Raw genomic sequence first — 14,275 nt, forward strand, 5'->3', positions numbered from 1 at the left:
CTTGCCGCCGGAGCTGTAAGCCGGCGGCAGCGCTGTCAAGCTAACGGAGGGCTCGAATGTCCGCCTTTCTGCTCAATCGTCTGTTGCAGAGCGTCGTGCTGCTGGTGATCGTCTCGATCATCGGCTTCACGGTTCTCAACCTCATGCCTGGCGGTCCTCTCGCGCAATTCGGGCTCGATCCCGGCATGACCCAGAAGGACGTCGAGCGCCTCGCAGCGCAGCTTGGGCTGAACCGGCCGCTGTGGCTTCAGTATCTCGATTGGGCCTGGCGACTGATCCGGGGCGACTGGGGACACTCCTTCCGCGATGGCTCTGCGGTGCTGGCGGTGATCGGTCGACATCTGTTGGCGACGCTGCTGCTGATGGGCACGTCCACGGCATTGGCGATCGCAGCCGGCACCTGGATCGGCATCCGAGGTGCTACCCACCGCTATTCCCTATTCGACTACTGCGCGACGGTGGGTGCCATGGTGGCACTGTCGGTCCCGACCTTCTGGTTCGGCCTCATCGGCATCTACATCTTTACGCTGAAGCTCGGTTGGGTTCCTGCAGGCAATATGTACACGATCGGCGACGGCTCGGTGCTGGACTATCTGCATCATCTGATCCTCCCGAGCTTGGTGCTGTCGCTGGTTCATGTCGCGATCTGGAGCCGCTACATGCGCACGGCGACGCTCGACGCCCTGAGTCAGGATTTCGTCAAGACCGCCCGCGCCAAGGGCGTGAGCGAGCGACGCATCCTGCTGAAGCACGTCGTCGGCAACGCGCTATTGCCGATGATCACCCTGGCCGGGATGCAATTGCCCAGCATTCTGACCGGCGCACTCGTGACCGAGACTGTCTTCACCTGGCCGGGGATGGGACGGCTGTTTCTCGACAGCCTTGGCTACAGTGACTATCCGATGGTGATGGGATTGTTGATCTTCTCGGCCATCCTGGTCCTACTGGGCAACCTGCTCGCAGACATCGTCATCGCTACCGTCGACCCGCGCATTCGTCTGGGCTGAGCCCGCCGGCTCACCCCTGTTACCAGGAGGCAGCAGATATGACCGCCATCGTCGTGCACGCAGCTCCTAATCGCTGGTGGCACAGCCGTGCGGTGGCGCGCTTCATGCGCCACCATCTTGCACTTGTCGGGATCTCGATGATCACCCTGCTTGTGTTGGCGTGCGCCATCGGCCCCTATGCCTTACCCTACGACTCGCTCCAGATCGATCTGCGCGCCCGCTTTGCTCCACCTCTCAGCGGTCACCATTATTTCGGCACCGACCCTCTCGGACGTGACTTAGCCGCGCGGCTATTGATGGCCGGGCGCGTATCGCTGCTGGTGGGATTCTCCGCGATGCTGCTGTCGACGCTGATCGGCACCCTGGTCGGTGTGACGGCGGGTTATCGCGGCGGCTGGGTCGGGGCGGCGCTGATGCGCACTGTAGACGGCTTCCTTTCCTATCCCTCGATCTTCCTCGTCCTGGCGCTGGCCGCCATGCTGCGGCCGAGCCCGGTGATGATCACCGTGATCATTGCCGTCACCAGCTGGATGGAGACCGCCAGAATCGTCGAGGCCGAGGTCCGCTCGCTGCGCGAGCGCGAGTTTGTCCAGGCTGCACGCATGGTGGGACTGAGTCGCAGACACATCATGTTCCGTGAGGTCCTGCCCAATGCCATGGGCCCAATCATCGTCGCTGCAAGCCTGGCGGTCGCGCGCGCGATTCTTCTGGAAGCCTATATCAGCTTCCTCGGCTACGGCATCCAGCCGCCGCTGCCGAGCTGGGGCAACATGCTCAATGGCGCCCAGCAATATCTGGCGAGCGCTCCATGGCTCGCGATCATTCCCGGTGCCGCGATTACGATTGCGGTGACGAGCTTCAACTTCATCGGCGACGGTCTGCGAGATGCCCTCGACGTTCGAAACGACCACATCTGAACGAGTTCAACCGAGCCGCGGCTGAACCCATCAACCATCCCAGAAGCGAAGCCATGCACGCGCCGAGAATTGCCGAGAAAGCCACGCCCTATTGGTGGGAAGCCGCGCCGCTCAAGCCGCCGCCTCAGCAGCCGATAGCCAAGAGGCTCGACGTCTTGATCGTGGGCGCGGGCTATGCAGGGCTCTCGGCCGGTCTGGTGCTGGCACGCGAGGGCCGTTCGGTTGCGGCTTATGATGCCATGGACCCCGGTGAAGGAGCCTCGACGCGCAACGGCGGTATCACGAGCGGTTCCATTCGACCCGATTACGCGACGCTCACGCGCCGGTTCGGAGAAGAGAAGGCGCTGGCGATCGAGGCGGAAGGCTATGCGGCGCGCGCGTTCCTGTACGATTTCATCAGGACTGAGGGCCTCGCCTGCGACTTCCAGCCGGTGGGGCAGTTCAAGGGTGCCTTCGGTTATGAGCAATACGAAGCCATGGCGCGCACAGCGGAGAGGCTCGCAAGGAAGCTCGGGATCGAGGCTTACGCAGTTCCCTATGCCAAGCAGCGTCAGTACATCGGGACCGATGTCTATCGCGGCGGCACGGTTCGGATGGACATCGGCGGGCTGCATCCGGCCAAGTTCCACGCCGAACTGCTGCGCGTCGCGCTCACGTCCGGATTGGCAGTCCACGCGCGCACGCCCGTGATCTCGATCGAAAAAGATGGCGCCGTCTTCCGCGTTGTCACCTCGGCCGGTCCGGTGCAGGCGCGTCAGGTGCTGGTTTGTACCAACGGTTACACCGATGGTGCCGTGCCCTTCCTGCGCCGCAGGCTGGTCCCGGTGCGCAGCCGGATCATTGCAACGGAGGAGCTCGCGCCCGACGTCATGGCGCGGCTGATGCCGAAAGGGATGATGATCACCGAGAATCGGGAGGTCGGCTTCTATTACCGGCCTTCGCCCGACGGCAGACGCATTCTGCTCGGTGGCCGCGACAGCTCTCGCGTCGGCGATCCAATCGCTCCGAAGCTGCTTCTGCGCAAGGGCTTGGTCAATCTGTTTCCGGAACTGGAGAGCGTTCGCCTCTCGCACAGCTGGTTCGGCAACGTCGCCATGAACCGCGACATGATTCCTCGCATCTTCGAGCAGGACGGCATCGTCTATGCCACCGGCTTCTGCGGTTCAGGCGTGGTCTGGGCGCCATGGGTCGGCATGCATGCGGCGCACAAGCTGATGGGACATGACGCGCAGGCGTGCACTGCCTTTGACTTCCGCCCTCCCGCCTTCATCCCGTTCTATCGCGGCAATCCCTGGTTCATGCCCGCGTTCATTCAGGGCTATCGCATGCGGGACCGCATCGCTCTGTGGCGCGCCAGCCGCTGACAGCAGATCGGTCGTTCAATCGCATCATCATTGAAATGCTGTGCCGAACTTGGCTCCAGTCCGATACGTAATGCTGTGAGGCGCAAGATAGGCTGCGGACCATGCGAGGATCACCCGGATAGCCCTCGTCTTGGCACTGGCGATCTGGCCGGCAAACCGAAAGAGACTTGCCCCATCATGACGACCGCAGCGGCCGAAGATCGCGTCCATGAAGATGTGGTCCTGCTTCCATTCGCCAGATCGCATCTGGAGGGCGCGCTAAGACTCTCGCAAGAGATGTCCTGGCCCTACCGGATCGACGATTGGGATGTCGCGCTGCAGTTGGGCCGTGGCTTCGTCCTAGAGCGCGCCGGAGCGGTGATCGGAACGGCGGCGTGGTGGCCATATGGCGACACGCATGCTTCCGCCGGGATGATCATCGTCGCGAAGGCTGTTCAGGGCCGCGGCTACGGGGCGCGACTCATGGACGCGTTGCTGACGTCCGCGCGCCCACGAACGGTCGCGCTGAATTCGACAGCCGAAGGCATCGCCCTTTACCGACGCCGCGGCTTCGTGCCGATCGGGGTCATCCACCAGCATCAGGGAATTCCAAGCGAAACCGGCGGGTCGCCGCGCTCGAACCTCGTCAGGCCAATGGCTGCATCGGATTTCGATGCAATCGTGCGGCTCGATCGCGAGGCCACCGGTTGGGAAAGGAAACGGATGCTGGATCGGCTCGTCCAAAACGCCGATGGCTACGTCCTGCACCGTGACGGCGTAGCCCGCGGTTACGCCATCTCCCGGCTTTTCGGCCGCGGGCATGTCATTGGTCCTGTTGCGGCCGAAAGCCCGTCCGATGCACGTGCTCTGATCGAGGCAGCGCTCGCACGCCTCGGCAGGCGCTTCGTCCGTATCGATACCTCTGCGGCATCGCAACTCGGGCCGTGGCTCGAAAGCATCGGCCTGCAGCAAGTCAGCGACGCCACCACCATGACCCTGGGGACGCCGGCTCGATCGACCGGTCCGGCGCGCAGCTTCTCAATTGCCAACCAGTCGTTCGGCTAGGAGACATCGACGTGCCAGCACAGGTGATGCGCGGGACAGATATCCAGAGTGGCGAGGCCGCCGCGACGCTGGCCGCATTGACAACTCCCGCCCTCCTGCTCGACAGGGACCGGCTGGATCGCAATCTTGCCCGTCTATCCTCGCGCATGGCCGCGCGCGGTGTGGTGCTGCGGCCCCACATGAAAACCGGAAAATCCATTGACGTCGCCCGGCGCGTCTATCGGTCCGTGCCCGGGCCAATTACTGTCTCCACCCTGGCGGAGGCGGAGTATTTCGCACAGCACGGTTTCCGGGACATGACCTATGCGGTAGGTCTGGCGCCGCACACCTCCGACAGAGCGATGCGCTTGCAGAAAGCAGGCATCGACATCAAGGTGCTGTTGGACTCGCCTGAGCAGGCTGCCATGCTTGGCGCGGCCGGGCGCGCAGCCGGTGTGACACCGTCCGCCCTTGTCGAGATCGACTGCGACGGTCATCGCGGTGGGCTGACCGCGACCGATCCGAAACTCGTGGTCGTTGCGGCCGCCATGGCCGAGGCCGGCGTCAAGATCGCCGGCGTTCTCACCCATGCCGGCGAATCCTACGGCCTCAGTACGCCTGCGGCCCTTGTCGCGGCTGCGGAGAGCGAGCGCGCCGTGGCCGTCGCCGCCGCGATGACATTGCGCGCGGCCGGCCATGAATGTCGTGTCGTCAGTGTCGGTTCGACGCCGACCGCGCATTTCGCCGACGACCTGACCGGCGTCACGGAAATGCGGGCCGGCGTCTACATGTTCTTCGATCTGGTCATGCACGGCGTCGGTGTCTGTACGACCGACGACATCGCAATCTCGGTGCTCGCCACTGTGATCGGGAAGAAGCCCGAGAAGGGCTGGATTTTGGTCGATGCGGGCTGGATGGCCCTGTCGCGCGACCGCGGCACCGCGGCACAGCCGGCCGACCAGGGATACGGTCTGGTCTGCGACGTGGCGGGCAAAGTCTTTCCCGACCTGATTGTTTCCCAAGCGAGCCAGGAGCACGGGATCCTCGCCGTCAGACCCGGGTCGGCGCACGCTTTGCCCGATCTTCCGATCGGCGCGAAGGTCCGCATCCTGCCCAATCACGCCTGTGCGACGGCGGCGCAACACGAGTTGTACAACGTCGTCTCCTCCGACAGCGCCGCGATCGAAGCACGATGGCCCCGGATGCGCGGCTGGTAGGCCGTCGAAAGGATCGCTTCCAATGACCTCGCCCCTTCGACACCTGACGGAAGCCGGCTTGCTCGGAAAGTTCTACATCGACGGAGAATGGCGGAAGCCGATCGGATCAGTCGCGGCAGCAGCAACCGTCGTCAATCCGGCGACGGAGCAGCCGATCGCCGAGGTTACACTCGGCGACGACGATGATGTGGACTGCGCCATATTAGCTGCCAGACGAGCCTTCGCCGGCTGGTCCATGACGCCGCCTGCTGAGAGAGCGGCGCTGCTTGACCGGGTTCATGGTTTGCTCCTCCAGCGGCTGGACTTGTTCGCGCAGGTCCTCACGTACGAGATGGGAGCTGCCATCACCTATGCGCGCGGAGCCCAGGTGCCGCTGGCTGCCGAACATATCCGTGTCGCACGCGACAATCTTGCGAACTATTCGTTCGTCACCGCCCGCGGCAGCACCGCGATCATGCGAGAGGCGGTCGGCGTCTGCGGACTCATCACGCCCTGGAACTGGCCGTTGTACCAGATCACGGCCAAGGTCGGTCCGGCGCTCGCAGCAGGCTGCACCGTGGTGTTGAAGCCGAGCGAATTATCCCCGCTGAGTGCTTTGTTGTTCGCGGAGCTGATGAACGATGCCGGTTGCCCGCCCGGCGTCTTCAACCTCGTCAATGGGACGGGTCCGATCGTCGGCGCCGCTCTGGCGTCGCATCCGCAGGTGGACATGATCTCGATCACCGGCTCGACCCGGGCTGGCGTTCTCGTCGCGCAAGCGGCTGCACCCACCGTCAAGCGCGTTGCCCAGGAGCTCGGCGGCAAGTCACCGAATATCATCTTGCCTGATGCCGATTTTGGCCGTGCCGTTCCGCTGGGCGTCGCGGCCGCCTTCCGCAACCTCGGCCAATCCTGCAGCGCGCCGACGCGCATGCTGGTGCCTCGCTCACACATGAAAGAGGTCGAGGCCTTGGCGGCAGAGGCCGCTTCAGAGCTGGTGGTCGGCGATCCCCTTGCGGAAAGCACGACCCATGGCCCGGTTGCGAACCGGCCGCAGTTCGAGCGCGTGCAGACCATGATCGGTGTCGGCCTGGAAGAAGGCGCCAAGCTCGTCATCGGCGGGCGAGGTCGGCCCGGCGATCTTCGGACTGGCTTCTATGCGCGGCCGACCATCTTCTCGAACGTCCGTCCCGACATGAGGATCGCGCAGGAGGAAATCTTCGGTCCGGTGCTGTCGATCATTCCCTACGACACCGTGGACGAGGCGATCGCGATCGCCAATGACACCGTCTACGGGCTCGGCGCCCACGTGCAGGGCACCGATATGGAGACAGTGCGAACCGTCGCGGGGCGGATCCAGTCGGGTCAAGTCCATCTCAACTATCCTGACTGGGACCCCAATGCTCCCTTTGGCGGCTACAAGCGCTCCGGCAACGGTCGCGAATACGGCATCGAGGGCATGGAGGAGTATCTTGAGACCAAGGCCGTTCTCGGATTTTACCGATGAATGCTTCTGCGCTGAACTGGGACTCGGTCCCGCTAGAGCAGCTCGTATCACTCAAGTGGTTAAAAACCCGAACATCTTGCGAAGTCCTTGATGATTTCAGCACATTCTATCGACCGCACGATGCGATGAAGGGCTGATCGGAACTTTGCTTCCGCATTCTTGGCAGCCGAGGTTCGTTGGAACATGTCGCCCCACGTCGAGCGCATTCACAGCGATGAGCGTCTTCCGGCCGAGGCCGACGTCGTCATCGTCGGCGGCGGCATCCTCGGCTCTACGGCCGCCTATTACCTGGCGAAGCGCGGCCTCTCCGTGGCGCTGCTCGAGAAGGGCCACGTCGCCTGTGAACAATCGAGCCGAAACTGGGGTTGGTGCCGCCAGCAGAACCGCGACCGGCGCGAACTGCCGCTCTCGGTGCTCTCCATGCGGCTGTGGGACGAACTCACGCGCGATGTCAATCGGGACCTTGGATTTCGTCGCTGCGGTCTCGTCTATGCGACCCATGACGAGGCTGTGCTCGCGGGTTGGGAAAAGTGGCGCGAGGTCGCCAGGGAGTACGACGTCGACACCCGCGTGCTGAGTCGGGCGGAGGTGGCCGAGCGCGTCCCCGAAGCGCGCGACAAATGGGTCGGCGGCACCTATTCGGAGCGGGATGGCAAGGCCGAACCTGCGCTCGCCGCGCCGGCTATCGCCGAAGCGGCCAGAACTCTGGGCGCCACGATCCACCAGGGATGCGCTGCGCGGAAGCTCGACCTGGCCAATGGCAAGATCGCGGGCGTGCACACGGAGAAGGGCTACATCAGAACCAGCGCGGTGCTGTGCGCCGCCGGCGCCTGGTCCTCGCGCTTCCTTCGGCCGCTCGGGATCAGTTTCCCCCAGGCGAGCATCCGGCAGACCGCGCTGCGTTCTACCCCGACAATCAACATCGGCGAGGCGGTCTCCACACCGTACTGCACGATCACGCGCCGAACGGATGGCAGCTATACGCTTGCGATCAGCGGCAAGGCGAACCTCGAAATCACGCCCCAGGCGATCCGATACAGCCGGGAGTTCATGCCGCAGTTCTTGCGTCGCCTGAAGAACGTCAGGCTCGGCGTCGGCCAATCGTTCGTTTCGGGGCCGGATTCAATGGCGGCGCTGCTGACCAACGACGATCGGATATTCGAGCAGAATCGCGTGCTGGATCCTCCGCCCTTGAAATGGCTGGTGAGCCAAGTGGTGGCGAGTGTCCGGAAAACCTTCCCCCAACTCGGCGAAATACAGATCGATAGCGCCTGGGGCGGCTTCGTCGATTGCACGCCGGACGCGGTGCCCGTGGTGTCGCAGGTGGACGGGGTGAAGGGCCTCGTCCTCGCGGCCGGCTGCTCGGGTCACGGCTTCGGTTTGGGCCCGGGGCTCGGCTATCTGGCCGCAGAGCTTGTCGTCAACGACACGCCTTGCGTCGATCCCGCACCGTTCCGGCTGTCGCGTCTGACCGACGGCTCGAGGCTGGACATAGCCGCCATCTGAAGATCGAGCCGGAAATCAGGCCCTGCAGTCCCCAAGGAGCGTTTCCTCCCCAACTTGAGCCACTCCTTCGGAGTGGCTCTTTCTTTATGCACGAGAGGATTTGGCTGATCGGGGTGCATCGGCCGAAGCCCCGCCGTTCGGAAGCATCGGCACGCCGGCTGATGGTTCAACTGGCAGACTTCCCTCCCATTGGGCAAACGATCGCGCCGGCGTTCATGATGTCCGCCGGATCAAAGGCGGTCTTGATCCGGCGCATGGCCGCGATACGCCCAGGATCGCTGTACCGGTCTAGAAGGTGCTTCTTGAAGCGACCGACGCCATGCTCCGCGCTGAACGTGCCGCCGAGCGCGGCGGCCGTGTCGTAGAGTTGCAACGAAAGGCTGCTTTCGATCCGCTTGGTGAATTCCAGCCGGTCGACATCGCGAGGAACGAGCACGTTGTAGTGCAGATTGCCGTCGCCGACATGGCCGTAGACGGACAGTTCAAGGTCGGCGTCATACGATCGTACCTGCGAGCCGGCCAGGTCCAGAAAGCGCTGAATGGAGGAAAGCGGTACCGAGATGTCGTGCTTCACCGATCCGTTCCGGCGCTTCTCGCCTTCGGGGATGGTCTCCCGGAGCCGCCACATCGCGGTTCGCTGCGATCCGCTCTGCGCCAGCAATGCGTCATCGACGCAGCCGGACTCGATCGCCTCGGCCAGAACGGCTTCCATCAGTTCGTCGAGATCGAGATGGCGTGAGGAAGAGGCGAACTCGACGAGAACGGCGCCTCCGGGGCCTGCGCCGAGGGAGGGCGGGTCAGTTATTGCTTCGGTCGCGAGCGTAATCGATCGGGATGTCATGAATTCGAACGTGGTCAGAAGATCCGCCGATTCGCGGCGGACCAGCGTGAGAAGCTCGGCGATTGGAGCGTCCTTCGCGAGCTTCAGCCAGGCAGTCGCGCGGCGGGTCGGCAAGGGCGCGAGACGCAACACTGCGCCCGTGACGATGCCGAGAGTCCCCTCGCTTCCGACGAAGCACTGCTTGACGTCGTAGCCGGTATTGTTCTTCCGCAACTTGCGCATGTCGGAGACCACCGTGCCGTCCGCCAGCACCGCCTCGATTCCGAGCAGCAGATCGCGCGTCATCCCGTACCTCACGACCGACAGCCCGCCGGCGTTCGTGCCGATATTGCCGCCGATCCGGCAACTGGCTTCCGCGCCGAGGCTGAGCGGCAACAGAAGGCCCGCAGCCGCCGCGGCGTCCTGGACGTTCTTCAGGATGGCGCCGGCATCCACAGAGATGCTCATGGAGACGGGATCGATTTCGCGGATCCTGTCCATCCGCTCGAGGCTCACGATAACCTGGCGTCCGGACGCGTCCGGCGTAGCGCCGCCGCAATAGCTGGTGTTGCCGCCTTGCGGAACGATTCCGATCCCGTAGTGCGCCGCCAGCCGTACGATATCGGCGACTTGCTGTGTCGTCGCCGGCTTCAGCACGGCAAACGTCGAACCCGTGAAAAGCTGACGTTGATCCATTGTGTAGGTGGCGATCCGCTCCGGGTCCTCAACGACGCCCCCGCTGTCGAGGAGGTCACGAAAAGGTCGGACGTGTACTGACTGGGACATGTCTCAGCTCCCGATTGACCATCTTTGCGCGCTTGTGCGGGATTGCCTGCCGTTCGGTGCTGCTTTCGAAGAAGCCAATGCTGAAATGCCGCGGTTGTCGGCAGTGCCAGGAAGGTGCTGCTTTTTTTAGGTAGCCGAACCTGCCTATTGACTGCTGCCCGCAAGCGAGGGTGACCGCGGTGTCCGCTCCCAAATACTCTCGCGCCCCTTGCCCGGAACTGTTCCTCCTGCGAGATCTGGTCTCATTTGGAAGCGACTGCCAACCTATTTAAATTGCTAGAGGGGATTCCCCGACAATCTCTTGTCGCGTGTCCCCAAACCGTCAGGTGCCCTCCGCGGTTGGATATTTCGCTGTAAGTCATTGATCTCTAATGGTGGGATTTTGGCCCAGTTGGAAAAATTCTCTTGAAGAATCAACGGCCATAGCATGTCTCTTAGTCAGCAGGTCTTTGGCTGGGGCCCTTCAACGGCTTGACCACCGGTTAACCACCGAAACCCCGTGAACGAACGGCGATGAAGGCGGTCGACCACGCGCAAGGTTGATTGCTTTGTTGATCCTCTTTTGTTTGCTACTTACGTTCTGGACGTGGGGGGTGCGCAAGCCTAGAGCTCACTCTGGGTTGCTGATAGCCGATCGATTTGATTAAGCCCGATTTCCTGCCTGACTTCGTTGCCAGAGCACTGCTGTGCCCCACCAAATAGAAGACTTACCTAGCAAGACCGGTCTAGGCTAACCTGCGTTCGCCTTTAACCCCGCCGCCTGGATGCCCGCGACGGCGCAGGCCTCGTCGTTGTCCGAGGTGTCGCCGGAGACGCCGACCGCGCCGAGCAGGGTCGCGCCGTCCATGATCAACACGCCGCCGGGGACCGGCACCAGTGCGCCCTTGGCAATCGTGTTCACGGCATCGACGAAATAGGCCTGCTCCTGCGCGCGCTGGAACAAAGCGCGCGAGCCCATGCCCATGGCCAGCGCGCCATAGGCCTTGCCATGCGCGATCTCGGCGCGCATCAGGCTGGTGCCGTCCTGCGCCGCCGCGAGCTTGAGCACGCCGCGCGCGTCCAGGATGGTGACGACCAGCGGCTTCAGCTTCAGCTCGCCGGCCTTCGCGAAGGCGGCGTCGAGGATTTTTCGGGCGGTGTCGAGCGTGAGGTCAGCCATGGCTGGTTTCCTTTGCAGCTGGAGAGGTGGCGTTGGTTTTTGCGCGATCGAGGCTCATGGCCAGCACGCGCGCGACGTGAAGCGCCTCGCGCTGGGCGCCATCCTGGATCTGGTGCCGGCATGAGGTGCCGTCGGCGACGACCAGCGCATCCGGGTCCGCGCGCCGCACGGCCGGCAGCAGTGACAGCTCGGCCATCTCGATCGAGGCATCATACGTGTCCGCGCCATAGCCGAAGGCGCCGGCCATGCCGCAGCAGCTCGACTCGATGGTCTTGACCTCAAGGCCCGGGACGAGGCGCAGCACCTGCTCGACCGGCTTGAAGGCGCCGAAGGATTTCTGATGGCAATGGCCGTGCACCACGGCCTTGTCCGCGACGATGCCGAGCGGCAGTTGCAGCCTTCCGGCCTCGGCCTCGCGTGCCAGAAACTCCTCGAAGGTCAGCGCATGGGCGCCGATCGCCTTGGCGTCGTCGTCCTTGCGCAGCGAAGCGAGCTCGTCGCGCAGCGTCAGGAGGCAGCTCGGCTCGAGGCCGACGATCGGCACGCCGCGCGCTGCATAGGGTGCGAAAGCCGAGACCAGCCGGTCGAGCTCGACCTTGGCTTCGTCGACGAGCCCGGCTGACAGGAATGTGCGGCCGCAGCACAGCGGACGGTTGCCGCTCGCAAGTTTTGGCAGATGCACGCGATAGCCGCCGGCCGTGAGCACGCGCAGCGCGGCGTCGAGATTCTCGCGCTCATAGATGCGGTTGAAGGTATCAGTGAACAGCACGACCTCGCGACCGTCCGTAGGCCCGACGCTTTCGGACGGCGGCACGAACACATCGCTGCGGAAGGCGGGGAGGGCCCGGCGCGCGCTGATGCCGGCAAACCGCTCGAACAGCCTTCGCAGCAGCGGGCTGCCGTTGCGCAAATTCGCCAGCGTCGCGAAGCGCGACGCAAGGCCGGCATAGCGCGGCAGATATCCGACCAGCCGGTCGCGCAGCGTCAGGCCGTGAGAGGCGGCGCGCGCGGCGAGCACCTCGATCTTCATCTTGGCCATGTCGACGCCGGTCGGGCATTCACGGCGGCAGGCCTTGCAGGAGACGCAGAGTTTGAGCGTCTCCATCATCTCGTCGGAAGAGAGCGCATCCGGGCCGAGCTGGCCGGAGATCGCAAGCCGCAGCGTGTTGGCGCGGCCGCGCGTGACGTCCTTCTCGTTGCGCGTGGCGCGATAGGACGGGCACATCACGCCGCCCTCGAGCTTGCGGCAGGCGCCGTTGTTGTTGCACATCTCGACCGCGCCCTGGAAACCGCCGCCGGCGCCGGGATAAGCCGACCAGTCGAGCTTCGTCTTCAGCTCGCCGACCCGATAGTCGGGCTTGAAGCGGAACAGCGAGCGGTCGTCCATCCTGGGCGCATCGACGATCTTGCCGGGATTGAGCAGGCCGGCAGGATCGAAGCGCTGCTTCACCTCCCTGAAGTCGGCGACGAGGCGCTCGCCGAACATGGCCTCGTGGAATTCGGAGCGCACCAGCCCGTCGCCGTGCTCGCCGGAATGCGAGCCCTTGTACTCGCGCACCAGGGCGAAGGCCTCTTCGGCGATGGCGCGCATCGCCTTGACGTCCTTCTCCAGCTTCAGGTTCAGAACGGGGCGCACATGCAGGCAGCCTTCGGAGGCGTGCGCGTACATCGTGCCGCTGGTGCCGTGCTTGGCGAAGACTTCGTTCAGCCGCGCGGTGTAGTCGGCGAGGTGCGGCAGCGGCACCGCGCAGTCTTCGACGAAGGAGACCGGCTTGCCCTCCTGCTTCATCGACATCATCACGTTGAGGCCGGCCGCGCGGAAATCGGCGATGCCGCTCTGCAGCGCGGGTTCGGTGATCTCGACCACGCCGCCCCATTTGCGCGTGTCGTTGTTCCAGCCGAAGCCGAGATCCGCCATCAGCTCACCGAGCTGCTTGAGGCGCACGAGGTTGTCGGCTTGGTCCTCTTCGGCGAATTCGACCACCAGCACGGCGTACGGATCGCCCTTGATCGCCGCGGAGATGACGGGTGCGAACATCGCAATGTCGCGGCCGAGCGCGATCATGGTGCGGTCGACCAGCTCGACCGCAATCGGCTTGAGCTTGACGAGGTGCTGGGCCGCATCCATGGCCTCGTAGAAGCTGCCGAAATGGCAGACGCCGAGCGCCTTGTTGCGGATCACGGGCCACAGCTTCAGCTCGACCTTGGTGGTGAAGGCGAGGGTGCCTTCGGAGCCGACCAACAGATGCGCCATGTTGTTCGGTGCATTGCGCGGCACCAGCGCATCGAGATTATAGCCGCCGACGCGGCGCTGCACCTTTGGGAAGCGCGCGGCGATCTCGTCGGCCTCGCGGGTGCCGAGGTCGAGCATGTCGCGGAACAGGGCGCGGGTGCTGTCGCCGGCCTCGAGGTCGGAGAGATCGCGCGCGACCTCGCCAAAACGGCTCAGCGTGCCGTCGGCGAGCGAGGCCTCCATCGACAGCGTGTTGTCGCGCATGGTGCCGTAGCGCAGCGAGCGGCCGCCGCAGGAATTGTTGCCGGCCATGCCGCCGATGGTGGCGCGGGAGGCCGTGGAGACGTCAACCGGAAACCACAGGCCGTGCTTTTTGAGCTGACGGTTGAGGTCGTCGAGCACGATGCCGGGCTCGACTACGCAGGTGCGGCCTTCGACATCGAGCGACAGGATCCGGTTGAGGTGCTTGGAGAGATCGACCACGAGGCCGTCATTGACGGTCTGGCCGCATTGCGAGGTGCCGCCGCCGCGCGGGGTGAGCTTCAGCCCCTCGTCGCGCGCAATCGCCAGCGCCCGCAAGGCCTGGCCCATCGTCTTCGGGACCACCACGCCAGCCGGCATGATCTGGTAGAACGAGGCGTCGGTGGCGTAGCGGCCGCGGCTGAAGCCGTCGAACAGCACGTCGCCGGTCAATTCCGACCGCAGGCGCCGTTCGAGCGAGGAGGCGTTCGTCATCCCTGATCCCGGACTGACCCGG

10 protein-coding genes are annotated in these 14,275 nt (G+C 64.3%); 7 read left to right on the forward strand and 3 right to left on the reverse strand.

Going from position 1 to position 14,275, the window contains the following annotated elements; genetic code table 11:
- The first annotated feature begins 56 nt into the window (after positions 1 to 56).
- From I6F12_RS33275 to I6F12_RS33305, 7 genes are all read left to right on the forward strand, one after another.
- Entirely contained in the window at positions 57 to 1,007 is a 951-nt protein-coding gene (locus I6F12_RS33275) for an ABC transporter permease (RefSeq protein WP_036008167.1), read from the forward strand.
- A gap of 38 nt (positions 1,008 to 1,045) precedes the next feature.
- Complete coding sequence (locus tag I6F12_RS33280; protein ID WP_036008166.1) at positions 1,046 to 1,924, forward strand: ABC transporter permease; 879 nt, start codon at positions 1,046 to 1,048, stop codon at positions 1,922 to 1,924.
- Positions 1,925 to 1,977: 53 nt separating this feature from the next.
- Positions 1,978 to 3,288, forward strand: coding sequence for an FAD-binding oxidoreductase (locus I6F12_RS33285; protein WP_225148551.1), 1,311 nt, complete (start codon positions 1,978 to 1,980; stop codon positions 3,286 to 3,288).
- Positions 3,289 to 3,465: 177 nt separating this feature from the next.
- On the forward strand, positions 3,466 to 4,332 hold the full coding sequence (locus I6F12_RS33290; protein ID WP_225158189.1) for a GNAT family N-acetyltransferase: 867 nt from the start codon (positions 3,466 to 3,468) through the stop codon (positions 4,330 to 4,332).
- 26 nt (positions 4,333 to 4,358) lie between these two features.
- On the forward strand, positions 4,359 to 5,528 hold the full coding sequence (locus I6F12_RS33295; protein ID WP_225158206.1) for an alanine racemase: 1,170 nt from the start codon (positions 4,359 to 4,361) through the stop codon (positions 5,526 to 5,528).
- A gap of 22 nt (positions 5,529 to 5,550) precedes the next feature.
- On the forward strand, positions 5,551 to 7,014 hold the full coding sequence (locus tag I6F12_RS33300; protein ID WP_036008159.1) for an aldehyde dehydrogenase family protein: 1,464 nt from the start codon (positions 5,551 to 5,553) through the stop codon (positions 7,012 to 7,014).
- Between the two features lie 183 nt (positions 7,015 to 7,197).
- Positions 7,198 to 8,520, forward strand: coding sequence for an FAD-binding oxidoreductase (locus tag I6F12_RS33305; protein WP_225158190.1), 1,323 nt, complete (start codon positions 7,198 to 7,200; stop codon positions 8,518 to 8,520).
- 166 nt (positions 8,521 to 8,686) lie between these two features.
- Here I6F12_RS33305 and I6F12_RS33310 read toward each other — a convergent pair whose 3' ends face one another.
- The 3 genes from I6F12_RS33310 to I6F12_RS33320 form a co-directional block, all read right to left on the reverse strand.
- Positions 8,687 to 10,126: an FAD-binding oxidoreductase gene (locus I6F12_RS33310; RefSeq protein ID WP_225158191.1), complete on the reverse strand. Its 1,440-nt coding sequence runs from the start codon at positions 10,124 to 10,126 to the stop codon at positions 8,687 to 8,689.
- 730 nt (positions 10,127 to 10,856) lie between these two features.
- A complete protein-coding gene (locus I6F12_RS33315; RefSeq protein ID WP_157285577.1) occupies positions 10,857 to 11,285 on the reverse strand; it encodes a heme-binding protein in 429 nt (142 codons plus the stop codon).
- Positions 11,278 to 14,253, reverse strand: a complete 2,976-nt coding sequence (locus I6F12_RS33320; RefSeq protein WP_225158192.1) for an FAD-binding and (Fe-S)-binding domain-containing protein — start codon at positions 14,251 to 14,253, stop codon at positions 11,278 to 11,280. The genes I6F12_RS33315 and I6F12_RS33320 overlap by 8 nt, the downstream gene beginning before the upstream one ends.
- Between the last annotated feature and the right edge of the window lie 22 nt (positions 14,254 to 14,275).

The organism is Bradyrhizobium sp. IC4059, assembly GCF_020193615.1.
Lineage (GTDB): Bacteria > Pseudomonadota > Alphaproteobacteria > Rhizobiales > Xanthobacteraceae > Bradyrhizobium > Bradyrhizobium yuanmingense.